This window comes from Sporosarcina sp. SAFN-015, assembly GCF_059415085.1.
On sequence record NZ_JBPFDR010000004.1, the window covers coordinates 114,233 to 140,845 of the forward strand.

Below are 26,613 nucleotides of genomic sequence, written 5' to 3' on the forward strand. Positions count from 1 at the left end.
ATAAAATGCCTTTTCAGACATGGCCGCCACCAAGTCCGAAAAGGCATCTTCATTTTATACTTTTTCTTTTCCCTTCCTCCTGTTTTCCCGTCCTTTTTTAATAACGAGGAACAAGAAACCTAGGAAAAGAACGTAAACGAGAATCGACGCGATCAAATAAGGAGTATTAAAACCTTTATCATCATCCGCAATGTACACTTCCGCAAGTTCTCTGTCCAAAATGACACGGAACATACCGTCATCAGATTCCCGGATTAAATCGCCATCCAATACTCCACGCAATTTCTTGTTTGCACCGATCTTTTCGGCAGGTATTGACAAACTCGCAGTTTTCGATGTGTTGTTAATGGCGATCAACCATGTTTCATCTTCCGAAGTCCTTTTAAAGATAAGGAAGCCATCTTCATTGTGCAACAATTCGAATTCACCGTTCCGAAGAGTTTCCGATTCATTGCGAAGCAAATTCAAATTACCGATTAAATCCTTGAATTCCATGTCCGTCTTGAAATTGAAAAGCGGATGGCTTTCAGGTGCTTCTTTACCGTTGACTGCTATTTCCGTCCCGTATGTCATGAGTGGCACGCCAGGAAGCGTAAATAATGCAGTTGCAGCCACTTTCCAGCGGGTCGGTGGGAACATCCGGGCTTCCACGATATCATACGTGAAACGTGGTCCCGTCAAATCATCGTACTGCAGCAAGCCGCGGTCTTCACTTTCCTTGAAAATATTTAGCGGAGTTGAATCCGGATCTGCTTTAACGAATGACTGACGGAGCGCTTCCATTTTCTCATCGCTCGGCTGCAAATCAAAGGCTGCCCCGCTTTTTTCATTCGTCAATACGTATGCGCCTTCCTTAGTGTCATGGATTGCGTCGATCATTTTATTCAAGAACGCCTCATCAAACCCGTCGAGTTTTGTCAGACGGATTCCATCTAGTTCGTAAGTCGTGATGAAATCTACCGCTGCTTCGATTAATGCGTTCTGCACGTTTTCATCGGACGAATTCCAATCTACCGTGCCGTCAGCGGAATGGACGAATTGATATGTCTGTCCTTTCGCCCATTCATGTTCCGCACTGACCTTCCCCAAAGGAAAATCGGCGATCACTTTCATTTTCTTCTCATGGACTTCCTTGACTAATGCATCTAACTCTTCTTCCGTACCGAAATGAGGTTCCAACTCGGTATAGGACAGAACCCCGTTTCCATCATACGTCTCTGTCTTGAAGACCGGACCTAACGAAATCATCGTAAAGCCCATATCGATAATATGCTGCAACCGTGCTTGGACACCGACGAAATCGCCGCCATTGAAGGCGTTGCCATTATGTGTATCGACATCGATATCATTGTTGCGTGCGCCGTTATTGAAACGGTCTACAAGCAGATCGTATATACTCTCATCCAGAATGCCCCGTTCCGCCTTGGCAAAAGCAGCAGCAGGCATGAATGCAGAAATAAACAATAAAAAAATGGCAGCTATGCCAATCAAACGTTTCCCTTTCACGAAAAAATCCTCCTCAGACAAGCTATCTCTTGCCATTTTAACAAAACAGAACGCACCTCGCCATGTAATGGAATGAAAAATCCATACAGGATAAAAGAATTAGTCGAATTTGTGAATAACCAAAAGCGGAGGGCGCCTGCTTAGAAGCGACAGGCATAAGGCAAAGTTGCAGCGTGGCGTTCTTTGCCACAGAGCAACTTTGACTTATGACCCCGAGCTTCTGGCGCCCGAAGTCTAGACGATAACCAAAGCGGAGGGTGCGCATGAAGTTTAGACGGTAACACCATAAAAAAACCGCCGGGAATCATACCGACGGTTTCCATGTTTATTCATATTAGAAAAATTCAAAGCCCATTGGCAATCTGAAGCCAAGGAACATTGTTGCAAAAAGGAAGACGAAAAACAAAATCCAGAATGTCGTCACTTTCTTTCCTTTTTCGGAACGTACGAGGACCATTTCCATCATTCCGATCGTCAATAGACCGAGAAGGAATTTAATGCCGTATTCTGCCCCTCTACCATAGTCCATCCCTTTAATGAAGAGTGCGACTCCGGAAATAAGGATAAGAATGTAAAATAAGCGTGCAATCATATGCGTAATCTTTTTTCCTTTTGTGCCGTTCGCCATCACTGCCGAAACGAGGAAAATGATAATGCCTACGACCCATGTGAAAATATGAAAATGGGGCGTACTTGATAAAAAGTCCAAACTGTTCACCTCATCGATAATAAATTCTACTCTATCTTATCTATCTTATCATAGCAAAGCTTTCCAGAGTAGGAAATGGCCTTATACAAATCGATTGACGAGTGTCCCGATGCCCTCTACAGAAATTTTCACCGTGTCGCCGGCTTTCAAGAATTTCGGTGGAGTAAATCCTTTTCCGACCCCTGCAGGCGTCCCTGTCAAAATGACATCGCCCGGCTCGAGCGTTACAAATTTCGAGATTTCGGCAATCAATTCATCGATCTTGAAAATCATGTCAGATGTATTTCCGTTTTGACGTACTTCATCATTCACTTTTGTGACGATTGAAAGATTATGTGCATTCGGAATTTCATCTTTCGTGACGATATAAGGACCTATCGGGCAAGAGCCATCCAAGCTTTTTCCAAGGAAGAACTGCTTATGGCCGTATTGTATGTCCCTAGCCGTAATATCATTCGCAATCGTATAGCCGAATACGTGGTCATACGCGAGCTGTTTCGGGATATTGCTGCCTTTCTTGCTAACGACGACTGCCAATTCACCTTCATAATCAAGGTTGTCTGTAAGGGCTGCGTGCGCCGGAAGATCCTGCTCATCTGCAGCGATTGCAGTAGGCGATTTCGTAAAGATCATTAGCTTTTCAGGCGGCGCGTCCCCTCCCATTTCTGCGGCATGTTCGGCATAGTTTTTGCCGACGCAAAGGACGTTTTTCGGCGTGCGCGGAATCGGGGACAGCCATTCAATCTCCGTGAATGCATACTTGAATTGTTCCGGATTTTCACTATTCCGAGCTTGCTCGGCAAGTTTCCTCACCTTTTCAACAAACTCCAAACCTCCTGCGATGCCTTCGATGATTGTTGAAGGGAAATCCGTTTCGCCAAATGCTTCGGCAATCGATTTCACATCCCAGACCGCTTCCTCTTTTTTCACTTTCGGACCGAATAATGTTCTTCCTTCAAACCGGAACGACAAAAGTTTCATGTAAAAGCCCATCCTTCCTAATAATGTGGAAAACCTTTTCAACTAATAAAAGTAATACTCATCTACAATTCTACAAAGCTTGCACTTTCTCCTCTTTTTTCGTCATGTTTTTCCCGTACGTCCCTTTCCGCCAAAGCCATTCGAAAGGTCCCATCCGGAATTTCAACAACCAAAGCTCTGCGAAAATGACTTGGATGGCAAAAATGCCGACAGCAATCAGCGTACCTGTCTCTAAATCCACTTTTCCATATAGACCGAAGCCGTATCCGTAAAAGAGGATTGTTGCGACGATCGATTGCGTCAAATATGTCGTTAATGACATGCGTCCTGCCTTAGATATTGGTGAGAAGATCGTGCGGAAAATCGGCAATTGGCAAAGCAAGATGATAACAGATGCATAACCAATTGCTAAAATCGGACCGCCGATCAGTTGCTGGGTCAATAAATTATGATAGGCGTGGCTATCCATATATGGCCATGATTTTATAAAAATCCCGGCAACTAACGCAATGATGCCGACAATAGCAATTTTGCTTTTCATTTCAGCTGCACGTTCAAACAGTTTCCCCTTCGAGAATGCTGCGCCTATCATAATCAATGGCAACACCATAAAGATGCCCAAGAAGGAGTTCGTCAACCCGTATAAAAGCCATTCCGAAAAACGGAAAACGAATACTTCGCCATATGTTCCGTGCGCATATGCAGTAATTGCCAACTCAATCTGTTGAATATTGACATATCCGTCCATCAGTTGATTCGGATCAAGCTTCGCAAGTAAATAGATTACGCCGATGAAAAGAAATGTCGGAATCAAATAAATGATGATCGCAATCCAAAAAAGCCACTTTTTCGGAATCCTGATTGCCGCTAGCATAATGAATCCCATAATTGCATACGTGAATAAAACATCACCGGACCAGACGAACAATGCATGAATGAGGCCAAATCCCATCAGTATCACAAGGCGCTTCGCCATCATCGGCACGTAGGACGTTCCATTAGCAATCGCTTTTTCGTATTGCATATTCAATCCATACCCGAACAACATCGCGAAAATCGGGTAAAAGCTCGCTTCGACAAAAATGTTGATCAGCTTATACGATGCCACATCACTCGGTGTACTAAAATAGGAATGCGGATCGATATAAAAATAAGGTGAATGGAAAATGAGCATATTCGCAATGAAAATGCCGAGGAGCGCAAAGCCCCTCAGTGTATCCAACGCTTCAATGCGGTTCCCTATAGTTGGTGATACGTTCAAACTGTCTCCTCCTGAACATGCACAATCCTCTCCCCGTCAAACAAATAGAGGACCATTTCTTTAATCGTAATACCCGCAATCGATTCGACCGCTTTTTTATAAAGGCTCAATTGGATGCCGTAACGTTTTTGCATTTCAATCTGTATTTCTTCATCGGACCGGAATCTTCCACGGATCCGATCTGTTTTATAGTCTAGCAGTACCCAGCCATCTTTCTCTTCGAATAAACAGTCGGCAATCCCTTGCAAAATCTGATGATCGCCATCGTTTGCGTCGTATGCGTACGTAAATGGCACTTCTTTGAGCATCCTTAAAGATCCTGACAGCCTTTTGAAAAGAGACGTTCCGAAAAATCGGACGACCGCTTTCACATCGACTGCATTCGCTTCTTCCACTGTCAGTAATTGACGCGTCGTCAGCTCAGTGATGAAACGATCCACGTCTTGCACTGTATGCGTCTTCGACAGATCGATATGCTGCATGATCGTATGCATCGCTGTACCGATTTCAGCCCCCGACAACGCCCGAGATTGCATGAATGCGGGACGGTCATGTAAATAAGGAGTGCTCACTTCATCATCTTTCGTTGTGAAGAAGTCGTCGAAGTCCGGCTCCATCTCTAGCAGTGCCACCCTTTTCAAATCGCTCACCGTCTGCTTGGAACGCTTCTCAACGGAAGCTACGAATGGATAGACGTAGTCGAATCTCCGTGTCACTTCCTTGGACCAATCCGCATCGATTACGTCGTCCGTTGACGTCGGCACAGTCCTTTCGACGACTTCCTCCTCTTGCTCCTCCATCGTATTGAAGGAAGAAACAGGATATGCCGCGATTTCCCACTTCGAAGGATCATCGATGGCACGCCCTCCATACATGAAACCGAATTTCTCGAAATCCGGGTGGCGTGCAATGGCCGGCCCAATCCAATCCAAATAGCCATTCGCACGTGACCGCGTATATTCCGGAAGCATTTCGCCTGCTTCAATTAACTGAGCGTCCTGCCAGCTGCCGATCGCCTTTTCAATATCTTTGACAGTGGCAATCAATTCAAGATGCTCCTTCGCACGCGTCATCGCCACGTAAAGCACCCGCATCTCTTCAGCACGCATTTCGAGCTCCTTTTTCTCTTTCATCGCAAGGAAAGGAACGGATGTGTACGTAATTCGCAATTCAGGGTCGATTGCCTTTACCGCCAAGCCGAAATGCTGGTCGAATAAATAAGGTTCATTGAAGTCCATTTTATTGAATTGTCTTCCTGCCCCCGCGACGAACACGTATGGGAATTCAAGCCCTTTAGACGAGTGGATTGTCATAATCCGGACGACATCCTCCGTCTCACTGACGAAACGGGCAGCACCAAGATCATCTCCCCGCTTCTGCATCCGATCAATGAACCTGAGGAAACGGAAAAGTCCACGGAAGGAAGTTTTCTCATAATCGATGGCGCGGTCATGCAGCGCACGTAAATTCGCTTGCCGCTGCTTGCCGTTCGGCATCGCGCCGACCATTTCATAGTAATGCGTATCGTTATACACTTGCCAAATAAGCTCCGACAATGAACCACGTCGCGCTAAATTTCGCCAGTCCTCAAACATGAGGAAGAAACGCTGCAATTTCACTTGCGTTTCGGCAGCAATTCCCGCTCCGCCCGTCGCCATGAACAATTTCAGTGCCTCGTAAAATGGCTTGTTCTTCGCGGCGAGCCTCACTTGTGCCAATTCGTTTTCCGTCATGCCGACGAATGGCGCACGAAGGACTGATGCGAGCGGGATATCCTGATACGGATTGTCAATAACCCGAAGCGTATTAAGCATAATCATCACTTCGATTGCCTCGAAATAGCCGCGCGAGAGCTCCGCGTAGATTGGTATGCCCGCAAGCTTGAACTCTTCCGCAATTTCCCCGGACCATGTCATCGAACGCATAAGGATGACGATATCCCGATATTCAAGCGGACGTTTTTTATCCGTAAATGCGTCTGTTACTTCCGCACCTGACGCCATTAGCTCTTTAATTCTCCGGATCATATACCGAGCTTCCGCCTGCGAGCTTTTCAAGCTTTGCCCCGTCAGCTCCGTCGCCTCATCTTCCATATCCTCTTCGTCCGCTTCGTATAACAACGTCAAAGCGGCTGGTGATTCCTTTTCCGGATAGCGCGCACCGTATTTCAGAGCGGCGGCTTCATCGTATTCGACTTCGCCAACCCGTTCGCCCATCACTTGTGAGAAGATGAAGTTCGTCGCGTCCAGCACTTCCTTACGGCTCCGGAAATTCGCGTTCAGATCGATTTTCAGACCCTTTTCCCCATCATCCGACGTAAAACGATTGTATTTCCCAAGAAATAGTCCCGGCTCTGCCAATCGGAACCGATAAATCGACTGCTTCACGTCACCGACCATGAACAAATTCCCATCCTCTTCACTGCCACGCTTTACAAGCTGGATAATTGCCTCTTGCAGCAAGTTGACGTCTTGGTATTCATCAACAAGAACTTCCGCGAACCGATTCAAATAATCGACTGCGATATCGGACGGCACAAGCTCTCCATCCTGTTCCACTGCAAGAATTTGCAATGCGAAATGCTCCAAGTCCGAAAAGTCGACGAGACCTTTGTCCATCTTGACGTCGCCGTATCTTTTGCCGAAATCGATGACAAGCTCGACAAGCGTATGCATCATTGGCGCCATGAGACGGATTTCATCCAACAGACGCTTTGGGGTCCTCGTAAAATACGATTCTTTCAATGAATTGATGATTTTCTTTACGGAATCCCGTAGCGATTTTGCACGCTTCGCCAATTCTTCGTCGCAAGTGTTCTTCCGGATTGTGCCCGCCTTCACCCAAGTGAGTGACCCGAAAAATGCATACGTCTCTTCCCAAGTGCCTTCTTCAATCCGGCGCTTCGCTTCCCGAATCCATTGCAAATCAGCATCAGCTGTTGCAGCTAGCGGTTCGGGGCCTTCCGGCATTAGTGCAATTCGTTTCATATCCTCCGTCAGATGGATCGCTTCCTCGAGCGTATGACGAATCGCCGTCTTCAGCGGTCCGATGAAGTCAAGCTCATCAATCGTTACGTCATCATCCAGTTCGTATTGCATCGGAATCATCCGCAGCCATCTTTCCGGTGACGGATGCACGCGCGAATAATCGTACAACTTGTCAATGAGCGTCTCGATCGATTGGTCGTTCCTGTCCGACGTAAAGCTGTCGGCAAGCCGATACATTGCTTCCGGGTTATCGGCATTATAAGCATCTTCAAGCACTTCACCGATCGTATCGTCGCGAAGCAATGCCGCTTCCGTGCTGTCCGCTATACGGAACCCCGGATCAATGTCGATCAAATATGCATATTGGCGAACGACGTTCAGACAGAAGGAGTGCAATGTAGAAATTTGTGCTTTATTCAACAAACTCAATTGTCTTCTCAAATGGATGGATTCCGGATTGACGGCAATTGCCTCTTCCAACGCTTCCGCCATCCGGTGACGCATTTCAGCAGCAGCGGCATTCGTGAATGTGACGACGAGCAATTCGTCCACATCGATCGGATTGTGCTCACTCAACACTTTTTCGATCATCCGTGTAATGAGCACCTTCGTCTTCCCGGAACCGGCCGCAGCCGAGACGAGAACGTCTTTCCCCGTCGCCCATATTGCCTTCCATTGGGCGTCCGTGAATGTCACGTCTGCCGGTTTAACTGGAATGTTCATCATCATTCACATCCTTCCGCATCTTTTCAAGGGACTCTTCCGGGTTCATGCTTTCATAATGCCTGTATTTCTGCTCGGGATTCGTCGGGTCAAATTGACATACCGAACGATACGAGCAATACTGACAAGGCATTTTATCCTTCAATCGGTATGGGTACACCCGGGTATCTCCTGCAAGCATTCCGTCTCCTGCCTGCTGGTGGCGTTGCCTTACAAACTTCCGGACGACTTGCAAGTCATCCGTCGACAACACTTTCGAAGCTTTTGTAAATGAACCATCTGTCTTAAATGCAGCAGGAATGACCGCCGACGTCTTGCCAAGCTGCGCATCCATCCCCATGACGACTTCAGGATCATCGAGCAAATAGCCTCTCATCTTATACGATTTCAATATTTCTTCTTCAATCGAATCCTCTGTCAGCTCAAGTTCCGTCCGGATCATCGGGTTATGGACGTGCAAGTAGAGCACTCCCGCTGGATCTGCCTTGAACCCGATCCATTCCTCCGCATGCTCCACGGCGACGTCAAGATACGTCAACATTTGCAAGGAAATGCCGTAATAGACGTCGGTCAAATCGAGTTGCTTCGAAGAAGATTTATAATCAACGATTCTCACGTAATTTTTCCCGTCAATCTCCGTCGCATCGACCCGGTCAATTCTTCCGCGCAAATTCATTTGATTGCCACGCCGCAATGGAATTTCAAGTGGCGGAAGCTGTTCCCCCGGTCCAAATGCCGCTTCGATGGCTATCGGGCGGAACAAACTTTTTGCCGCCTGCTTGCCGAGCGCAAAAATCGTCCGTGTGACAATATGCGTTAATTTCCTGCGGATATAATGGTACCGACTCGTCGACAGCAAAATACGGTTGAAGAACATCGGCGCGATATGCTCCATCGCCATTCTCGCCAATTGCCAACATTGCTCCTTCGACAACTCCGTCCATGATCTTCCCGTCCGGTTCATTTCATCCGATACCCATTTTAAAGCCGCGTGGAATAAATCTCCGATCGACGGAGCTTCAAGTGTGAATTCTATCCGTTCCTGCAAGCCAAGTCCATAGGAAGCGAAATGCTGGAACGGGCAGCTGTAATACGATTCGATCCGTGAGACGCTCGATACGAAATTCTTGCCGTATAACCCTTCCGTAATGGCAGGTGCAAGCCGCTCCGTTTCATTCCGGTCCGTCATCGGCTTCGTAATATAGTCCAATACAGACGACCATAACGGATCATCTTCATAATAAGCGAGCACCGCCCGCCATTCGGCCGAAAGCTCCCCGGTATGCTCCGCTTCCTTCACTTTCATCGATGCGTAAGGCAATGCAGTTCGCGGATGGATAATGTAATCCGCCTGTTCCTCTTCATTCAACAGCTCAGACGGATCCGACACTGCCAACTGCAGCTCTATTCCCGGCAAGAGCTGTTGAATTCTTGCGATATAAAGCGAAGGCAATAGTGATTTCCCTTCTTCATCCGCAATCGGATAGGAAATGAACAGCTTTTCCCTCGCCGACGTGAACGCCCGGTATGCCATATATGATTCATCCATAAGCTTCATTTTCGACGAAGGAGCAAGCTCAATGCCGCTCATCGTGAACCATTCGCGGTCCGAGTCGGACAAAAGCCCTTCCGAGTCAATCCGTTGCGGCAACACGCCGTCATTGACGCCAATGACAAATCCGCAATCGATTTCCATTAGGCTAGCAAGCTCGATCGTCGTCACTGTCACTTGATCGAGGGACGGCGGAATGCGCGTAAATTCGAGTGTATCGAACCCTTCATCCAAAATACGCGCCGCTTCCTTCAACTCCATATTCTTTTCTCCGAACATGAGGACAAACTGGTCCAAAACATTGATCCACGAATCCCAAGCCTGCTCATGCTCAGTCGCGTTCAACAGGCGGCCTGCACGCTCCTCCTCCGCTCGCAAGTCGATGATCTTGTCGTATACTTGCAGCGATTCCATGAATAAAAACAGCGCTTCTGCGACTTCTCGGCCACTTTTCGACCGTTTCAGCCTGCCTTCAAGCTGCGCCAGCGGCTCCCGGATCAAATCCCGGATCAAATGCAGCTCCTGCTCCAATTGCCGCTCCTCATCGGTCTGCACAGTCGTATGCAATTCGAGTCCCCGATACCGCTTCACTTTCCAGCGCGATTCGTCAAACCACCGATTGCCGTAAATTCCGTTCGCGAGCACATAATTTTCGAGTCGGTCCGCCCGCTCACGCCAAAGGAGCTTATCTTCCCGATGCGGAAAGAACAAATCCGTCTTCACTGCGCGGAATATTGATTCATACGTCCAGCCCGCCGTTACAGCTTCAAGGACAGATCTTGAAAATTCGATAAGCGGATGATGGAGCATCGGTTTTTTCCGGCTAATGAACACCGGGATATCATATTGCGAAAAAATCGTCTCAATGAGCTCATCGTATTTGTCCGGCTGCCGGTACAAAATCGAAATCTCTTTATACCGCTCGCCCTTCATGATAAGTTCCCGTATTTTTCTCGCCACAGCATGGACTTCCGCCCGTCGATCCGTCGCCTCGATCAACGAAACCGCCCCCTCCGACGCTCTTTCTTTCGGAGGGTATTTCTCAAATTCATTCTCGAAGTGACGAAGCTCGTCGTTTTCAAACCGGAGAGGCTGTCCCATTTGGATCCCCTCTTCTATTTCGACCGATTCTTTTCGGGCAATGTCCCGAAGTTTCATAGACGTACGAACAGAATTGAAGAACAGCTCATGATCCGCATGCCCCGACAAATCGGATTCCATCGGCAATACAACCGTCACCCGATTTCCGTACTTCATCAATTCTGTAATAATTTCATATTCTCTCGCTGTGAAACTTTCAAAGCCATCTATATAAATATGTGCGCCTTTCATAAGATCCGAATGTTTAATTTGGGAAGCGAGCAACGCCAAATGACCTTCACTATCAACGTAAGACGTGCCGAGACGTTCCTCGATTTTCGATACAAGCAATGAAAGATCGCTCACTTTATCCTGCAACGTCCTCGGCGCATCGGCTGTTGCGAGCTGCTCTCGGAACGCAGCCAAAGTTTCCCGGTCGAGGCAATAACGGCTGAACTCCTTCATGAGGTCGCCGATTTTTTCTGTGAAGCCGCGTTTATTGGCAGCCTGCTTGAACAGCTTCAGCTCTTCCCGGTTCTCTTCAAGCACACTTCGTACAAGCATCCTGTAGCCGAATCCGTCAACTTCCTTCCGCGTAATGCCGCCCGTTTCCTGCAACACCCGCCACGCGAGCCGCTTAAACGTCGAAACTTGCGCACGAATCAAGCCATTCAAGCCGAAGTTCACCGATAGGCTAAGCTCCATCGAATACGACATTTGATCAGGGACGATCAAAATGACTGCCGGTCCCAACGGATCCCGTTCAAGATCTGCCGCAATTTCTCGCTCAATTACCGTCGTTTTCCCCGTTCCGGCTCTACCGGTCACAAACCGTAATGACATGGCCTTCTCTCCTTTCTTGCAAGCAAAGAAAAAATCCTATCTTCCTTTCTTTCATTGTACCGAAAGTTAAGGAGGACAGGAACTATTAACATTGTATTGGTAAATCCAACCAAAAGGCTGACGTCATAACCTTCCGTAGCCAAAGCAGCATGCATAAATTTAAAAACTCGTACAGAAACCGAGATTCCCATACATAACCGTACTCAGTCGCGCTCCTCTTCCTCTTGAAAAATCGAACTCGATTCCTCTTCCACTTTCCGATCAAGCCGCTTTTCAAGCCATTTGCCGACTAACCATAGAAGAACGATGATTCCGACGACAATTCCCGTCCGTATCGGCTGCGTCAACAACGCCTTCAGATCATAACCGATAAAGCTGATCGTAAAAATCATAACAAATTTCCCTGCCATCAAAATGAGCAAGTAAGTCTTCTTTTTCATATTTGACAAACCCGCCACAAGATTTACTAACGCGGAAGGCGTAAAAGGAAAACAGATGAGCAAAAATAGCGGAGCAAACCCGTTCCGCTCCACCCAGCCGATCAACTGCTGCACTCGTGCATTCCTCGTTAAAAATCGTAAAAAACGGTTACGGCCATAATTTCGGATAATCAAAAACACCGCGTACGAGCCTACAACCGTGCCCGCCCACGACAGAATAAACCCATACCAGAGCCCATACGCGCCCGCATTCGCAAAAACGAACACAAATAGCGGCAAAAAAGGCAAAAAGGATTCTATGAAAGGCAATAACAAACCGATAAACGGCCCCAACGCCTTATATTGCCCTGACAATTCAATAATCTTATCAACATCCAACCATTCTTCCATGAGCAACACCCTCGCCTATCAACAGTCGGCCTTCCCGATTACTGCTATCAATATACTACTTCGAATATTCCCTTTTCCTTATAGAATAACACCAAAACATCAAAATATAGTATAATTTCAATCATACATAATGAGAAAGACGTGACAAAATGATGAAAAATCAATTCGTCGCTGGCCTAAAAGCGGGGCTCAGCATCGCGATCGGCTACTTCCCAATCGCACTCACTTTCGGGCTGCTTGCAAAGACAACCGGTCTGTCACTCATCGAGGCGACTGCCATGAGTATATTCGTTTACGCCGGTGCAGCTCAATACATATCGCTCAATCTTATCTCTTTCGGAGTAGACCCGTTCACAATCGTCATCAATACATTCATCGTCAACATCCGTCACTTCCTAATGACGGCTTCCCTAAATGAAAAGATGCATCGTGCGCCAAAATGGGTGAAAGCGATCTACTCCTTTGGCATTACGGATGAATCATTTTCCGTCCTTGCAACAGGAAAAGAAGGAAAAATTCCGACCGCATATGCATTCGGAGTGACGATTATCGCGTACGGCAGCTGGGTCATTTTCACGATGGCAGGACATGTCGTCGGCGCAAATCTCCCCGGCTTCCTGCAAGTCGCCATGTCCATCGCCCTTTACGCTATGTTCATCGGCTTGCTCGTCCCTGCTATGAAAGGGAACCGCAAAGTCGTCATGCTCGCGGCACTCGCAGCTGTCATCCACTGCATTATTTATATCGGCGAACTGCTATCCACCGGCTGGGCGATCCTCGTCTCGACGCTAGGGTCGGCAATACTTATAGAAATTATCTACGCACGCCGCGGCAAAAGCATGCAAGCTTTGCATAAGGAAAAGGAGGAATACTAATGGGACCTACATATTGGTGGATGCTATTCGGGATGGCGCTCGTCACATACATTCCGCGAATGGTGCCTCTCACATTCCTCGACGGCAAGGAATTGCCTCCGATCATTAGCGGCGTTCTTAGCAATATCCCATACGCCGTACTCGGAGCACTCATCTTCCCAGCCATCATTTTCGTTCAGGAAGGCAATATCCTATTCGGCGTCATCGGTGCTGCAACCGCTTTCCTCATCGCCTTTTTAGGAGGAGGCGTCATGCCCGTCGTCCTCGGCACGATCGGCGTACTTGCCGTCTACAGCTTTTTTATGTGAATCGCGTCAAAGTGTGTGTACGCTGCGCGAATTAGCAGCCAGCCCGCAATACATGAAGTATCAGTTCAAGTGATCATAAATCTTTGCAAGTGATCATAAATCTTTGCAAGTGATCATAAATCTTTGCAAGTGATCATAAATCTTTGCAAGTGATCATAAAAAGGCTGCCACTGAAAGTCATTATCGACTTTCAGGGCAGCCTTTTCTTATTCATCCAACTGTTCGCCTTGCTTTTTTGCCTTCTTCACCATCCGCGTTGCATACCAAAAACCGACCGTCAGCGAAAGCGCATCCGCCACGTATAAAATCCAGTTATGCGTATAACCCGCATAAACAGACGCCGCAATGAGCGCTATCGTCAATGCGAGCCCGACAAAATGATGAAAAGTAACGCGGGTGAAAAACACGACGAGCAATCCAGGCAAAAGCAATGCGAGCATCAATTTCGTTTCCAATGCAGCGATATCCATTTTTCACCAAACCTTTTTGCTGAATTCAATTAACGGACAACGAGCAGTCCTAATCGGTGATGATCATGACGGTAGATCACTTGCTGCATAAGCCGCACTTCACCGTCGCGGCCGATCACTTGCAGACGACAATGGGCAGCGTTCACTTGAATCGCATCGTACAATTCCTTTTCATTCGACACTTGGATGCCGTTTACAGCCCGTATGCATTCCCCAGGAATCAATCCCAGTTTTTCACCAGGTGATTCCGGCAAGATTCCAGCGATGATGACACCAGCCGATTGTGGAGCGGCTGCAAATCCGCCTTTTCGCTCCCGTACAGCGACAAGGATTGATAGCGCTGCCCTGCCGACGACCCCGATGATCAGCGCAGCCCATCCGAGAATCGGCATCCACCAAGCAAATGCTCCTACAAGGACAACTACAGCACCAATGACGGTAACCGCTTGTCCCACTTTCGGGAACAGCACATCCGGAAAACTAGCCCTTGCAACTTGTGAGAATCCGATAATGATCGGCACTGGAAGAAAGCTGAATGACGCAGAGCCTATCGTTAATTGTGGCCAATAAGGTGCGTATTCCGAGATAAGATCTCCAGGCACGAGAAATATTACCGGCAACAGCCAGAGCCGTTTGGATTTATATGCAGCTGCACGCAATCCACGGTTCGTCTTCGTCAAGAATGGAGAGGCATAGGCGGCAGTATAACGACGTATGAGGAAGCCTTCTACGATGAGGAAAAGTCCTGCAATGACAGGTACTGTCAGCGCCAAATCTCCGAACAAATCGACATCGCCGAGAGACCAACCGCGATATGTAAGAGTTTCCGGACCCCATTGCTGAAGAGCAAACAAACCGAAAAATGCAATCGTTGCAAAATAGATCGGTGATGCGGCTTGGTAATAAAACGAGATCATCGACAATATGGCAACTGCTGAAAATAACGCAATCCACCCGACATCGACGGATAAACCGACTCCACAAATGACTACGGATATAATCAGCGCCGGCAACCATGATTCAGCGAGCAATCTTTTCATTTCCGTCAAACCGGGATGAAGTCGCACAAGGAAACTGCGCCGTTCCCGCTTTACCCGGAAATACCCTAGCCCGACCGCCGCCATTAAGGCAACCAACCAAACTGGATTCAGGAAAAATAGTGCAATAGCTTCTAACAGATCCATCAGTACTTGTTCACTCATCAACCGTCACCATCCCATCCCCGAAAACATGATTATTCTCTATTGTATCAAAAGATACGTCTCACGTGTGAGACAGCCGAAAAAATTCTCTCACTTCGTCCTATATGCGCAGTAAAAAACTCCCTACTGGCGCAGGGAGCGTGGGATGGTGAAGTTAATGGAGCCCTTGTGCGATTTATTGAGCCTTTGTAGGAATAATGGAGCCCTTGTGCGATTTAATGAGCCCTTGTTGGAATAAATGAGCCTTTGTGCAATTTAATGAGCCCTTGTTGGAATAATTGAGCCTTTGTGCAATTTAATGAGCCCTTGCTAGATTAAATGAGCCCCTGCCTACTTCAATTGCTCAGCAAATGATGCACATAACCAATTGCGACTTGCAGTTGGATATCGTTTTCTTGATCTTTGCGGAAATCCTCGACTTGATCACGGATTGCGGCGAAGAATTTTCGGTCCATGATGCTTTCCGGTGAAATTTTTGCATTCACGCGGAACTCGTGGACAGCGACGGATGTCGACTCGTCAAAATAGCCGTCATCCCGTTCGAGTGAATAGCCGAGTCCTATAAGAAGCCTTTGGGCATATGCGATATCTTCATGAAAATCGCCGACTGCATAGACGTCTGTCGAGAAACGGATATGCTCTGTGAATAGCCGGTCCTGCTCTGACTCCAAGTCAACGGGGACGCCTTTCCCGTGAATCCACGTCTCTTTCGGAGTGAGCCATTTATGCGTGGATAGCTTCATCTCACCGCCGTTCGAAAGCTCCATCGTATCTTGGACCGTCCCTTTTCCGAAGCTCACTTGCCCAATGATGAAGCCCCTTTTCAAGTCTTTCAACGCACCGCTCAACACTTCGCTTGCCGATGCGCTTCCTTTATCCTGAAGCAAGACGACCGGCATCTTTTTCAGTTTTTCATCAAACTTAAATGTCTCGGAAGGCTCCACGACGAGCGGTGTCAGTTGGCCTTTCGCATTTTGCATGTAAGCGAAGACGGTATCTTGCTGCAATAAACTTCCAGCCACTTCACCGACAGCTCGTAAATAACCTCCCGGGTTCCCGCGCACATCAATTATGAGCGCTTGGGCACCACCTTTAATCATCTCATCGGTAGCCTTTTTCCATTCGGCAGCTGTCTCATCGCCGAACATCGTCAACGCTATGTAACCGAACTTCGTGCCCCTTTCCTCCATCAATTCAGCTGTCACCGTTTTGACTGGAATGACGTCACGCATCACTTTCAACTCAAGATGCTTATTCAAATCAGGCCTGTAAATCGTCATTTCCACAGCGGTTCCTTCCTTGCCCCGGATTTTCTTCACGACGTCCTGCAACGTCAATCCGCCGAGCGGCTCTCCGTTAATGCGGACGATTTCATCGTATGGCTGCAGCCCCGCTTTCTCAGCAGGCGAACCTTTAACCGGTGCAACGATGATGTATCTGCCACCTGACCTCGTAATTTCCGCTCCGATTCCGACCCTTTCCCCGGCGAGCGACTCTCTATGCGTTGCCGCCTCCTCTTCAGAAAAATACGTGGAATACGGATCTCCGATTACATCCGCCATGCCGCGCAGTGCCCCTTCAATGAGCCTGTCCCCTTCGACCGGGTACACCGCCTTCTCCTGAATGATGCTGTACGCTTCGTCAATGACTGGGAACGCCCCTTTCAATGTCGAATCCGCACTTTTTCCCTTGTCCGCGGAGCAACCGTCCAACAATAGAAAGACGCCTGCCGCGATTACCGCTAGTATCGCAAAAACTAAAAACCGGCTTCTGCGCATCGATAACATCCCTCCTCCGTCCACTATATGAACGAAATGAGTATGTTACGACAACAGAAATCCGGCTTTCCTTAATCCAGATCGTCTATAAGAGTTTTTAGCGTAGCTTCATCCATTGGTCCTTTAACGATTTGGGAAATTGTGCCGTCAGTGTTCAGCATATAAGTCGTCGGAATTTGAAATACTTGATATGCTTGCCCGACTTCTCCTTTTTCATCCAACGGAATTTTAAACGTCAAGCCGTATGAATCAATGAATTCCTGGACGACTTTCACACCACGGTTTTCACTGTCCGTCAAATTGACTGCAACGATTTCTACATTATCTTCTTCCGCGGAATTTCGGTAGTAATTTTGCATATGCGGCATTTCCGCCTTACACGGCGGACACCATGTCGCCCAGAAATTCAGGACGACTTTTTTCCCTTTCAGATCGGATAATGTGAGCTGCTCACCGTCTAATGTCGTCAATTCGAAATCGGGAGGGAGATTGCCGAAGTCCAGCCCCACCTCTCCAGCTGCAGATTCATCTTCGGATCCTTCCTTCGTTTCGATGAGTGCACTCGTCGAATCAATCGGATCCGCTTTTTTCACATTTTGGTTGATCATAATGACGACCATCGATCCGATGAGCAATGCTGCGATTATGTAACCGATCACTTTCTTATTCATCCTGTTATCCCCCGTTCGTTAGTTCAGATGTACGTTTATCCACAAATATCACTATAAAAAATAGACCGAGCAAAAATGTCACAAGCAGTGGCGGATTCATCAAACCTTTCGGCTGTATCACTGCGACAAATACATGAGCCGCCATGAAGAGCAACGAAAGATATACAATATGGCTTCTGCTAACCTCCACGTTTTTCCATACGAAAAACAGATAGCCAAGAAACACGACTGCCGTCCCGACTCGTGCGAGCAAGCTCCCTTCATTCAAGAGCACCATCATCACTTGGAATATTGCTTGGACGGATACGGCACCAATAAATAATGCAGCGAGCACATCCTTATCAACTCGACCCTTTTTCCAATCAAGCCATGTCCGGAATGCCACGTATGCCAATCCGAGGATAAATCCGACAATCCCTCCATTGAAGTAAACAATCGAGAGTGGGGCCTGAATGACGATTTTGAAATCTGTAATGATCACCGACAGTTTCCATATGATAATAAGATAAAAAATGGCGTCGCCGAAACGATTTGCAATCTGTTTCCCAAATTTCAGCCGGATAGCAATATATGAAAGAAGGAATGCGATGATGAGAGCAATCCACGTCGATGGAACCGTTAGATTGACGATGTAAAACAGTTTAGTGACTGTCATCCAAGTATACTCCCCTTTAATACGTGTATGGGTATATGCTAATGCAAATATAATGACTATGCGAGCATAATGCCTCAAGTATCTAAGACAAATGGAAAGACTTTGTGAACTTCCGTCAAATATAAAAATGTTTGCAACAGAAAAAACTGCACCTCCGAATTGAGGTGCAGTTCCTAGACTTCATTTTTAGTTAAAATGATACGTATCTCAAAGGATTCACAGCGCTAGGACCGGATGCTGTCCAACTTCCTATATGCATTTCGAAATGCAAGTGAGGACCCGTTGATGCTCCCGTATTGCCGGTAGCCCCGATATAGGTGCCTTTGTCGACAACTTGTCCGCTGCTGACACTGATTTTCGATAAATGCGCGTAAACGGTCGTGAAAATGCTGCCGTTCGTAGAATGCGTAATCATAATGACATTCCCGTAACCGCCCATTTGGCCGGCATAGGAAACGACACCATCACCAGCTGCTACGACTGGCGTCCCAATCGGTGCGGCAATGTCTGCGCCACGGTGTTGACGCTTCGTATTATAAATCGGATGGACACGCCAACCAAATGAAGATGAATATCGACCATTCGCTGGTTTTGTCCAGAAGCCGTTTGAAACATGCGGCAACGAGCCTGGTTTAGCTGCTGCAGCCGCTTCTCTTTCTTTCCGTTTACGTTCCGCTTCTTTACGGGCAATTTCTGCTATCCGTTTCTGTTCGGCGATTACTTTCTTCTCTAGTTGTGCATCGATTTCAATCGCTTCGTGAAGCTCTTCTTCCAACTGTTCCTTTTCCCTTGAAAGCCTTTCCTGCTCCGCTTCCAATTGGTCAATTACTTTATTTTTCTCTTGTTTTCTAGATTTCAGGTTCGCTTTCAGCTTATCAAGCTTCGCTTTGTCTTCTTCCAGCTCTTTCAGTTTCTTTTCAACGAGCGCTTTTTCTTTTTCCAGCTGCTCGATATCTTCTTGCTGTCTCCGCATAATATCACGGTCCGCATCCATCAGCGTTGTCACAGCTGAAAAACGGTCGATGAAATCAGCGAAGCTGTTCGCCCCAAGCAAGACGTCTATGTAGTTGACATCGTTGCCCTTCACTTGCATGGCACGTACGCGTTCCCGAAGGACAACGTCACGTTCGGCAATCTTGTTTTCCAGATCTACGATAGATGCTTTCAACTCTTCGATCTCTTCAGTCGTTTTGTTGATCTTATCGATGACACGGTTAATGTTCGCGTTCGTTTCTTCAATTTCTTTATTCAACTTACTAATTTGTTTCAAAAACTTTTCAATTTCAGTTTCAGTCGTTTTAATGGCATTGTCTTTGTTGTTAATGCTTGATTTCAAGTTCTGTTTCTTTTGCTGGTTTTGCTTTTGTTCCTTCTTCAAATCGTTCAATGTGCTCGCCAAAGCTCCTGATTCACCTACGATTGTGGTCATCAGCAAGACTACGGCAAACATCACCATAATCCATCTACGCTTGTTCAACTTCTTATTTCCCCCTTTAAGCTAGTGCTGCAGGTTGATTCGTTCATAATCGAGCCGTGGCCAGGGACTACAGCGCTCCCTCTTTTGCATGACAGCTTATTAGACTCTAAGAAATTTGCGGACAGACATGAAACTGCCCCATACTCCGATAAATACACCCATGAATAGAAGAAGTGCATTCACTTGGAGAATGAAAGGTGTAGCACTTAATAATTGGAATAATTCGTTCTGTAATCTTGGCTGCCATTGTGAATAAAGCTCATAATACGAAACAGAAATGACGGCCATCGGAATGATCGACCCAAGAACACCTAGCCAAACCCCTTCCAATACGAATGGAATGCGGACAAAGCTATTCGTGGCGCCTACTAGTTTCATAATCTCGATTTCTCGTCCTCTCGCAACAATTGTGAGACGAATCGTATTTGAAATTAAGAACATAGCAGTGAATAATAGGGCTAAGATAAGCACCATTCCAATGTTTCTGCTCATATTGAGCACATTGAACAATTTCTCGATCTTCCCTTCGCCATAGACGACTTGGTACGTATTGTCATACGTATCGATCTTCATGGCGACTTCGGCCGTCTTATGAGGATCCGCCGCTTTTACATAGAAAGCGTCCCCTAACGGATTGCTTTGCTTGTACAGATTCAATTCATCCCCGAAAGAACTTATCATCTTATCCAGTTCTTCGTCCTTCGTTGCATGGATAACTTCGCTTACACCGGGTGTATCCCGTACTTGCTTTTCTAGTATTTTAATCGCCTCAGCATCTGCCGCCGGCTCTGTGATGACTTTGATTTCCACATCGTTCTCTAGATTGTCCGCCAATTGGTTCAAGTTCATCATGATGACGATGAACACCCCGACGAGCAGAAGTGTAACTGTTACTGCACTGACAGAGGCGAACGTCATCCAGCTGTTCCGGCCGAGGCTTTTAAGGCTTTCTCTGAGATGCCGCCCCATCGTCCTAGCTTTCATAACCGTATACCCCTTCATATTCATCTCTCGTAATCATGCCGCCATCGACGACGATGACACGATGTCTGATTGTATTTACGATCTCTTTATTATGCGTGGCCATGACGACTGTCGTGCCGCGCGCATTGATCTGTTCAAATATCTTCATAATTTCCCAAGATGTATCTGGATCCAGGTTCCCCGTCGGCTCGTCCGCGATGACGACCTTAGGGACATTGACGATGGAGCGGGCAATGGAAACCCGTTGCTGCTCGCCTCCCGACAACTCATTCGGGAACATTCTCGCCTTTTGTGTCAATCCGACTAACGCTAACACATCATTCACTTTTTTTCGGATTTGCTTCGGTGATTCCTCGATCACTTCAAGCGCAAACGCGACATTCTCGTAAACATTCAATTTAGGAAGTAGTTTAAAGTCTTGGAATACGACGCCAATCTGCCTTCTTAAATAAGGGACTCTTTTATTTCTCAATGTCGCAAGATTGATGCCGTTAATGATAATGTCGCCTTTTGTCGGGGATTCCTCGCGATACATCATTTTAATGAACGTCGATTTCCCCGCACCGCTAGGTCCAACGACATAAACAAACTCGCCTCGACCGATTTCGACGTTGATGCCATTTGCCGCAACAACCCCGTTCGGGTATTTCTTATAAACATCTTTCATTACAATCATGTAAAAACCACCTGAATCATATTGTATTCCTCATTTTTTGCCGACAAATTTATTATAACATGATAAGGCTTGCTAAGTATTACAGATATGTTTCATTTGAGATGACACAATTCAACAGCTTTATTATTCCTAATGTCAAATCGTCACGAAAAGCGTGACCTTCCCTTTTTCAGTACGAAAATAAAATGTTTTTATTTGATTTTTAGTATGGTTTTTCGACAGGGAAAGTGCTTCTATGTAATATTTGTGCAATAGTTTCGGCATTTAATTTCCACTTATTTTCATTTTCATACAAAAAACGCAACAGGTCAATTCACCCATTGCGTTTTTCAAAAATAAATTATTTCTTTTCAGCAAGCCATTTTGTAACTGCATCCAATTCTTCGCCTTGGATCAATCCACCTGGCATACCGCCTCTACCGTTTTGAATAATATCGTGAATTTCACTCTCGGAAAGCTCGGATCCGATGTTCGCCAATGCCGGAGCATTTCCACGTCCTTCAAGATTGCCGCCATGACAAGTCGCACAGTTCGATTGGAAAACTTTGTCCGCGTCAACGCTCGCCGTATCACCTTCACCGGCATTATTATTGTTATTACCGCCGCCACATGCGCCAAGTACAAGCGCTGCACCAAACAACGTTGCTAGTAGCTTGTTCTTCATGTTGTTTCCTCCCGTCGTAAAAAATTATCCTACATGCTTAGTATACCAAAGGAACGGGATTATACACCGTGAGGGTAGGTACCCATTTTTATCAAATTGATGACAAATTGGTAAGTTTTTCTCCTAACGGTTTTCCCATTCACCTTTATCTATTACTATAGACGGAAAACGGTATTTCAAACCCTTTAGATATTTTTCATACTTCAGAGGGAGACATAGAACGAGCTTTTCTGGACGTAGGTGTTAAGTCACGAAATGACGATATCTTTGTGAAATTGACCGATAACTCTTGGGAATTGACCGATAACTTTCGGATAATGATCGATACATTTGTGAAAATGAACGATATCCATCCGAAACTGATCGATTTCTTATTCTCGGCATGTGGATAAAACAAAAAAGCGCACAAAAGTGCACTTTTTTGATTGTTTTATGAAATTTTCGAACGTAAATATGCGTTAATGAACATATCGATTTCCCCGTCCATAACTGCGCCTACGTTTCCTGTCTCTTCGTTTGTACGATGATCCTTCACCATGGAATACGGGTGGAACACGTATGAACGGATTTGGCTTCCCCATCCGATTTCTTTTTGCTCGCCTCGGATTTCAGCTAAACGCGCTTCTTCCTCTTCGACTTTAATTTGGTAGAGCTTCGCTTTCAAGAGGTTCATCGCACGCTCACGGTTTTTGATCTGTGAACGTTCGGTTTGACATGTCACGATCGCGCCCGTTGGAATATGCGTGATCCGGACTGCGGAATCCGTCGTATTGACGTGCTGGCCGCCTGCGCCGCTTGAACGGTACGTATCGATTTTTAAATCTTCTGTACGGATTTCAATATCGATGTCCCCGTCAAATTCAGGCATCACTTCTACAGATGAGAAGGATGTGTGTCGACGGCCTGATGAATCGAATGGCGAGATACGTACAAGACGGTGAACGCCTTTTTCCGCTTTCAAATAGCCGTATGCATTATGGCCTTTAATGGAAAGTGTCACAGACTTCACGCCGGCTTCGTCACCTGCTTGATAGTCAAGCGTCTCTACTTTATAGCCTTGGTCTTCAGCCCATCTTTGATACATACGGAGCAACATGGAAGCCCAGTCTTGGGACTCCGTTCCACCTGCACCAGAATGGATTTCAAGGATGGCATTGCTGCTGTCGAACTCGTCGCTTAATAGCATTTGCAAGTCGAAGTCTTCCATTTTTTTCTTGAACTCTTTCAGCTCGGAGACTAATTCTTCTTGAAGCTCTTCGTCAGCTTCTTCACGAAGCAATTCAAGCGTCATTTCCAAGTTTTCCTGCGTGTCACTCAATTCATGGAATGAGCCGACTGACGCTTTCAGTGCATTTGATTCCGAAATGACTTTTTGCGCGCTGTCCTGGTTATCCCAGAAGCCTGGCTCCAGCATTACTTCGTCTAATTCCTGCATACGTGCCTCTTTGTTTTCTAAGTCAAAGAGACCCCCTGAAGTCCGCTAATTTCTTAGCTGTTTTGTCAAGCTCGTTCCGTACATCGGATAATTCCATCATAGTTGTTCCTCCTGAAAATAAAAAAATGTGTGTTCAACAGGATTTCCGCTACAGGCGGACGCTTTCCGCGGGCGGTCCGTGAGCCTCCTCGTCGCAAGCGACTGCGGGGTCTCACCTGGACACGCTTTTCCCGCAGGAGTCGCCGCCTTTCACTACAATCCAAGTTACTTCAAAAATTGAAGTGACATAAATGAAACTTCCATCAGTAAGCGTAGATAACCGCGCTCGCTGATGGGAAGTCAAGTTGGTGCAATTTGTGCCTGACAGCAATTATTTGCCGTGGCAGTTTTTGTACTTTTTGCCGCTTCCGCAAGGGCACGGATCGTTCCGGCCGATGTTGACAGCGCGGCGCACTGGTTTTTTCGTCACTTTTTCGCCGTCTTCTTTCGGGTTGACGGCTTGCCCTTTCGCTACTTCCTCGCGCTCGAGGTTGTTGCGAATTTCAGCCTTCATGACATATTTCGCGGCATCGTTTTCGATGGACGTCACCATTTCCTCAAACATGGCAAAGCCTTCGGATTGATACGCACGAAGCGGATCCGTTTGGCCATATGCACGTAAATGGATACCGTGACGCAATTGATCCATCGCGTCAATATGATCGGTCCATTTCGAATCGATCGCCCGCAGAAGGACGACCTTTTCAAATTCGCGCATCCGATCCTCAGACATTTCAGCTTCCTTCTCATTATATCGTTCAATGACCGCATCGTGAATCATTGATTTCAATTCTTCTTCTGATTTTCCTTCCATGTCCTTCGCCGTCAACCGGCCTTCAGGAAGAAGGTTCGCACCGAGGAAATCTTCAAGACCTTTCAATTTCCATTCCGTTTCCTTCTCATCAGGTGCATGCATCTCAACGGCACGATCGATGACATTCGTCAACATGCCTTCAAGTACTTCACGGATATTCTCGGACGCAAGCACTTCATTACGTTCCTTATAGATGATTTCACGCTGTTGACGGAGCACATCGTCATATTGCAGCAAACGTTTCCGGGAATCAAAGTTATTCCCCTCGACGCGTTTTTGCGCAGACTCCACGGAACGCGATACCATTTTCGATTGGATCGGCGTTGTATCGTCCATGCCAAGCTTCGTCATCATGCCTTTCATTTGCTCGGAACCGAAACGGCGCATCAATTCATCTTCAAGAGACAAGTAGAACTGTGTCACACCCGGATCTCCTTGACGTCCGGAACGTCCACGCAACTGATTGTCGATACGACGTGATTCATGTCGCTCCGTACCAATGACCGCAAGTCCACCAAGATCTTGCACACCTTCACCAAGCTTGATGTCCGTACCACGGCCCGCCATGTTCGTCGCAATCGTGACGGCACCTTTTTGACCTGCTTCTAAAATGATATCAGCTTCATGGCCATGGTTTTTCGCATTCAATACATTATGTGGAATGCCATATTTCTTCAAGAAGTTCGAGATGATTTCAGACGTTTCAATCGCCACTGTACCGACAAGAACAGGCTGCCCTTTTTTATGGCGTTCCTTAATGTCTTCGGCAACCGCTTTATACTTCCCGTCCATTGACGCGTAAATCAAATCTGGACGGTCATCCCTCGCAATCGGACGATTTGTCGGGATCGCAATGACGTTCATATTGTAAATATTACGGAACTCTTCCTCTTCCGTTTTCGCTGTACCGGTCATACCGGATAGCTTATCATACATACGGAAGAAGTTTTGGAACGTAATTGTTGCAAGTGTCATCGTTTCATTTTGGACTTCAAGGCCTTCTTTTGCCTCAATCGCCTGATGCAAGCCATCGCTGTAACGGCGACCACTCATTAAACGTCCCGTGAACGAATCGACGATGACGACCTCGCCTTCTTGAACGACGTAATCGACGTCGATATGCATGCTCGCATGCGCCTTCAATGATTGGTTGATCGCATGGTTCAACGTAACATGCTTCAAGTCGAATAGGTTCTCGATGCCGAAAGCCTTCTCCGCTTTCTCGATACCCGATTCCGTCAAAACGACACCTTTCGTCGACTCATCATAAGAATAATCTTCTTCCTTTTTCAACGTAATGACGAAACGGTTCGCCAAACGGTATAGCTCCGCCGACTTCGACGCTTGACCGGAAATGATCAACGGCGTACGCGCCTCATCAATCAAAATGGAGTCAACTTCGTCAATGACCGCATAATGAAGCGGCCGTTGCACTTTATGCTCATCATACAGGACCATATTATCACGCAAGTAGTCGAATCCAAGCTCATTGTTCGTCGTATACGTAATGTCCGCTGCATACGCTTCGCGCTTTTCCTCTTTCGACAAGCTATTCAAGTTTAAGCCGACTGTCATGCCGAGGAATTCGAATAGCTCGCCCATTTCCGTCGCATCACGGCTAGCGAGGTATTCGTTCACCGTTACGACATGGACGCCTTTTCCTTCAAGCGCATTCAAATAAACCGAGAGCGTCGACGTTAACGTCTTCCCTTCCCCGGTCTTCATCTCCGCGATATTCCCTTCGTTCAACGCAGCTGCACCCATGATTTGGACACGGAATGGATACATGCCAAGCACACGGCGTGAAGCTTCACGAACGACCGCGAATGCTTCCGGCTGGATGTCATCAATCGACTCGCCGTTCGCAACGCGCTCTTGGAATTCCGCCGTTTTCGCTCTCAGTTGTTCGTCGGAAAGCCGCTCCATTTCGGCCGCATGCTCTTCGACTCTATCTGCAATCTTTTCAAGACGTTTTAAATCTCTTTTATTCGGATCAAACATTTTATTCAATACGCCAAGCATTTACGTCACATCCTCATTAAGTTCACCCTTCATTTTAACACTCTGAAAAGCACGGTGCAAATAGTCTGGGT

At 46.8% G+C, this 26,613-nt stretch carries 20 protein-coding genes; 2 read left to right on the top strand and 18 right to left on the bottom strand.

Annotated features, from left to right (window positions below):
• Positions 1-54: 54 nt before the first annotated feature.
• The 7 genes from ACR65H_RS08745 to ACR65H_RS08775 form a co-directional block, all read right to left on the bottom strand.
• Entirely contained in the window at positions 55-1,506 is a 1,452-nt protein-coding gene (locus ACR65H_RS08745; protein WP_440499788.1) for an alpha-amylase family glycosyl hydrolase, read from the bottom strand.
• 334 nt (positions 1,507-1,840) lie between these two features.
• The gene (locus ACR65H_RS08750; protein ID WP_440499789.1) at positions 1,841-2,215 is read right to left on the bottom strand and encodes a YisL family protein; all 375 of its coding nucleotides are present in this window, start codon (positions 2,213-2,215) and stop codon (positions 1,841-1,843) included.
• Between the two features lie 81 nt (positions 2,216-2,296).
• A complete protein-coding gene (locus ACR65H_RS08755) occupies positions 2,297-3,196 on the bottom strand; it encodes a fumarylacetoacetate hydrolase family protein (protein ID WP_440499790.1) in 900 nt (299 codons plus the stop codon).
• A 70-nt stretch (positions 3,197-3,266) separates the two neighbouring features.
• Entirely contained in the window at positions 3,267-4,457 is a 1,191-nt protein-coding gene (locus tag ACR65H_RS08760) for a DUF418 domain-containing protein (protein WP_440499791.1), read from the bottom strand.
• Positions 4,454-8,173: a helicase-exonuclease AddAB subunit AddA gene (addA, locus tag ACR65H_RS08765; protein WP_440499792.1), complete on the bottom strand. Its 3,720-nt coding sequence runs from the start codon at positions 8,171-8,173 to the stop codon at positions 4,454-4,456. Before addA ends, ACR65H_RS08760 begins: the two co-directional genes overlap by 4 nt.
• Positions 8,151-11,642: a helicase-exonuclease AddAB subunit AddB gene (gene addB / locus ACR65H_RS08770; RefSeq protein ID WP_440499793.1), complete on the bottom strand. Its 3,492-nt coding sequence runs from the start codon at positions 11,640-11,642 to the stop codon at positions 8,151-8,153. Before addB ends, addA begins: the two co-directional genes overlap by 23 nt.
• A 203-nt stretch (positions 11,643-11,845) precedes the next feature.
• Positions 11,846-12,472 carry a TVP38/TMEM64 family protein gene (locus ACR65H_RS08775; RefSeq protein ID WP_440499794.1) on the bottom strand — a complete coding sequence of 209 codons (627 nt, stop codon included), beginning with the start codon at positions 12,470-12,472 and terminating at the stop codon, positions 11,846-11,848.
• Positions 12,473-12,624: 152 nt separating this feature from the next.
• On the opposite strand from ACR65H_RS08775, the gene ACR65H_RS08780 reads away from it, so the two are divergent.
• Positions 12,625-13,347, top strand: a complete 723-nt coding sequence (locus tag ACR65H_RS08780; protein WP_440500091.1) for an AzlC family ABC transporter permease — start codon at positions 12,625-12,627, stop codon at positions 13,345-13,347.
• Positions 13,347-13,655: an AzlD domain-containing protein gene (locus ACR65H_RS08785; protein ID WP_440499795.1), complete on the top strand. Its 309-nt coding sequence runs from the start codon at positions 13,347-13,349 to the stop codon at positions 13,653-13,655. The genes ACR65H_RS08780 and ACR65H_RS08785 overlap by 1 nt, the downstream gene beginning before the upstream one ends.
• A 206-nt stretch (positions 13,656-13,861) precedes the next feature.
• On the opposite strand, the gene ACR65H_RS08790 is transcribed toward ACR65H_RS08785, so the two are convergent.
• The 11 genes from ACR65H_RS08790 to secA all read right to left on the bottom strand — a co-directional run bounded on the left by ACR65H_RS08790 (position 13,862) and on the right by secA (position 26,542).
• Positions 13,862-14,119, bottom strand: a complete 258-nt coding sequence (locus tag ACR65H_RS08790; RefSeq protein ID WP_440500092.1) for a CsbA family protein — start codon at positions 14,117-14,119, stop codon at positions 13,862-13,864.
• 35 nt (positions 14,120-14,154) lie between these two features.
• Positions 14,155-15,327 (bottom strand): PDZ domain-containing protein, encoded by a 1,173-nt coding sequence (locus ACR65H_RS08795; RefSeq protein WP_440499796.1) that lies wholly within the window; start codon positions 15,325-15,327, stop codon positions 14,155-14,157.
• 335 nt (positions 15,328-15,662) lie between these two features.
• Entirely contained in the window at positions 15,663-17,105 is a 1,443-nt protein-coding gene (locus tag ACR65H_RS08800) for a S41 family peptidase (RefSeq protein WP_440499797.1), read from the bottom strand.
• A 71-nt stretch (positions 17,106-17,176) separates the two neighbouring features.
• Positions 17,177-17,776, bottom strand: coding sequence for a peroxiredoxin family protein (locus tag ACR65H_RS08805; RefSeq protein ID WP_440499798.1), 600 nt, complete (start codon positions 17,774-17,776; stop codon positions 17,177-17,179).
• Positions 17,777-17,780: 4 nt separating this feature from the next.
• Positions 17,781-18,431, bottom strand: coding sequence for a hypothetical protein (locus ACR65H_RS08810; protein ID WP_440499799.1), 651 nt, complete (start codon positions 18,429-18,431; stop codon positions 17,781-17,783).
• A 190-nt stretch (positions 18,432-18,621) separates the two neighbouring features.
• Positions 18,622-19,908 (bottom strand): murein hydrolase activator EnvC family protein, encoded by a 1,287-nt coding sequence (locus ACR65H_RS08815; RefSeq protein WP_440499800.1) that lies wholly within the window; start codon positions 19,906-19,908, stop codon positions 18,622-18,624.
• Between the two features lie 99 nt (positions 19,909-20,007).
• Positions 20,008-20,892, bottom strand: a complete 885-nt coding sequence (gene ftsX, locus ACR65H_RS08820; RefSeq protein WP_440499801.1) for a permease-like cell division protein FtsX — start codon at positions 20,890-20,892, stop codon at positions 20,008-20,010.
• Positions 20,882-21,568 (bottom strand): cell division ATP-binding protein FtsE, encoded by a 687-nt coding sequence (gene ftsE / locus ACR65H_RS08825; protein ID WP_440499802.1) that lies wholly within the window; start codon positions 21,566-21,568, stop codon positions 20,882-20,884. The genes ftsX and ftsE overlap by 11 nt, the downstream gene beginning before the upstream one ends.
• A gap of 340 nt (positions 21,569-21,908) precedes the next feature.
• Positions 21,909-22,232, bottom strand: coding sequence for a cytochrome c551 (cccB, locus tag ACR65H_RS08830; RefSeq protein ID WP_440499803.1), 324 nt, complete (start codon positions 22,230-22,232; stop codon positions 21,909-21,911).
• 430 nt (positions 22,233-22,662) lie between these two features.
• A protein-coding gene (prfB, locus tag ACR65H_RS08835) for a peptide chain release factor 2 (RefSeq protein ID WP_440500093.1) occupies positions 22,663-23,764 on the bottom strand; the annotation gives its coding sequence in 2 pieces (ribosomal slippage) (positions 22,663-23,691 and positions 23,693-23,764; 1,101 coding nt in all).
• Positions 23,765-24,037: 273 nt separating this feature from the next.
• Positions 24,038-26,542 carry a preprotein translocase subunit SecA gene (gene secA, locus ACR65H_RS08840; protein WP_440499805.1) on the bottom strand — a complete coding sequence of 835 codons (2,505 nt, stop codon included), beginning with the start codon at positions 26,540-26,542 and terminating at the stop codon, positions 24,038-24,040.
• Positions 26,543-26,613 lie beyond the last annotated feature (71 nt).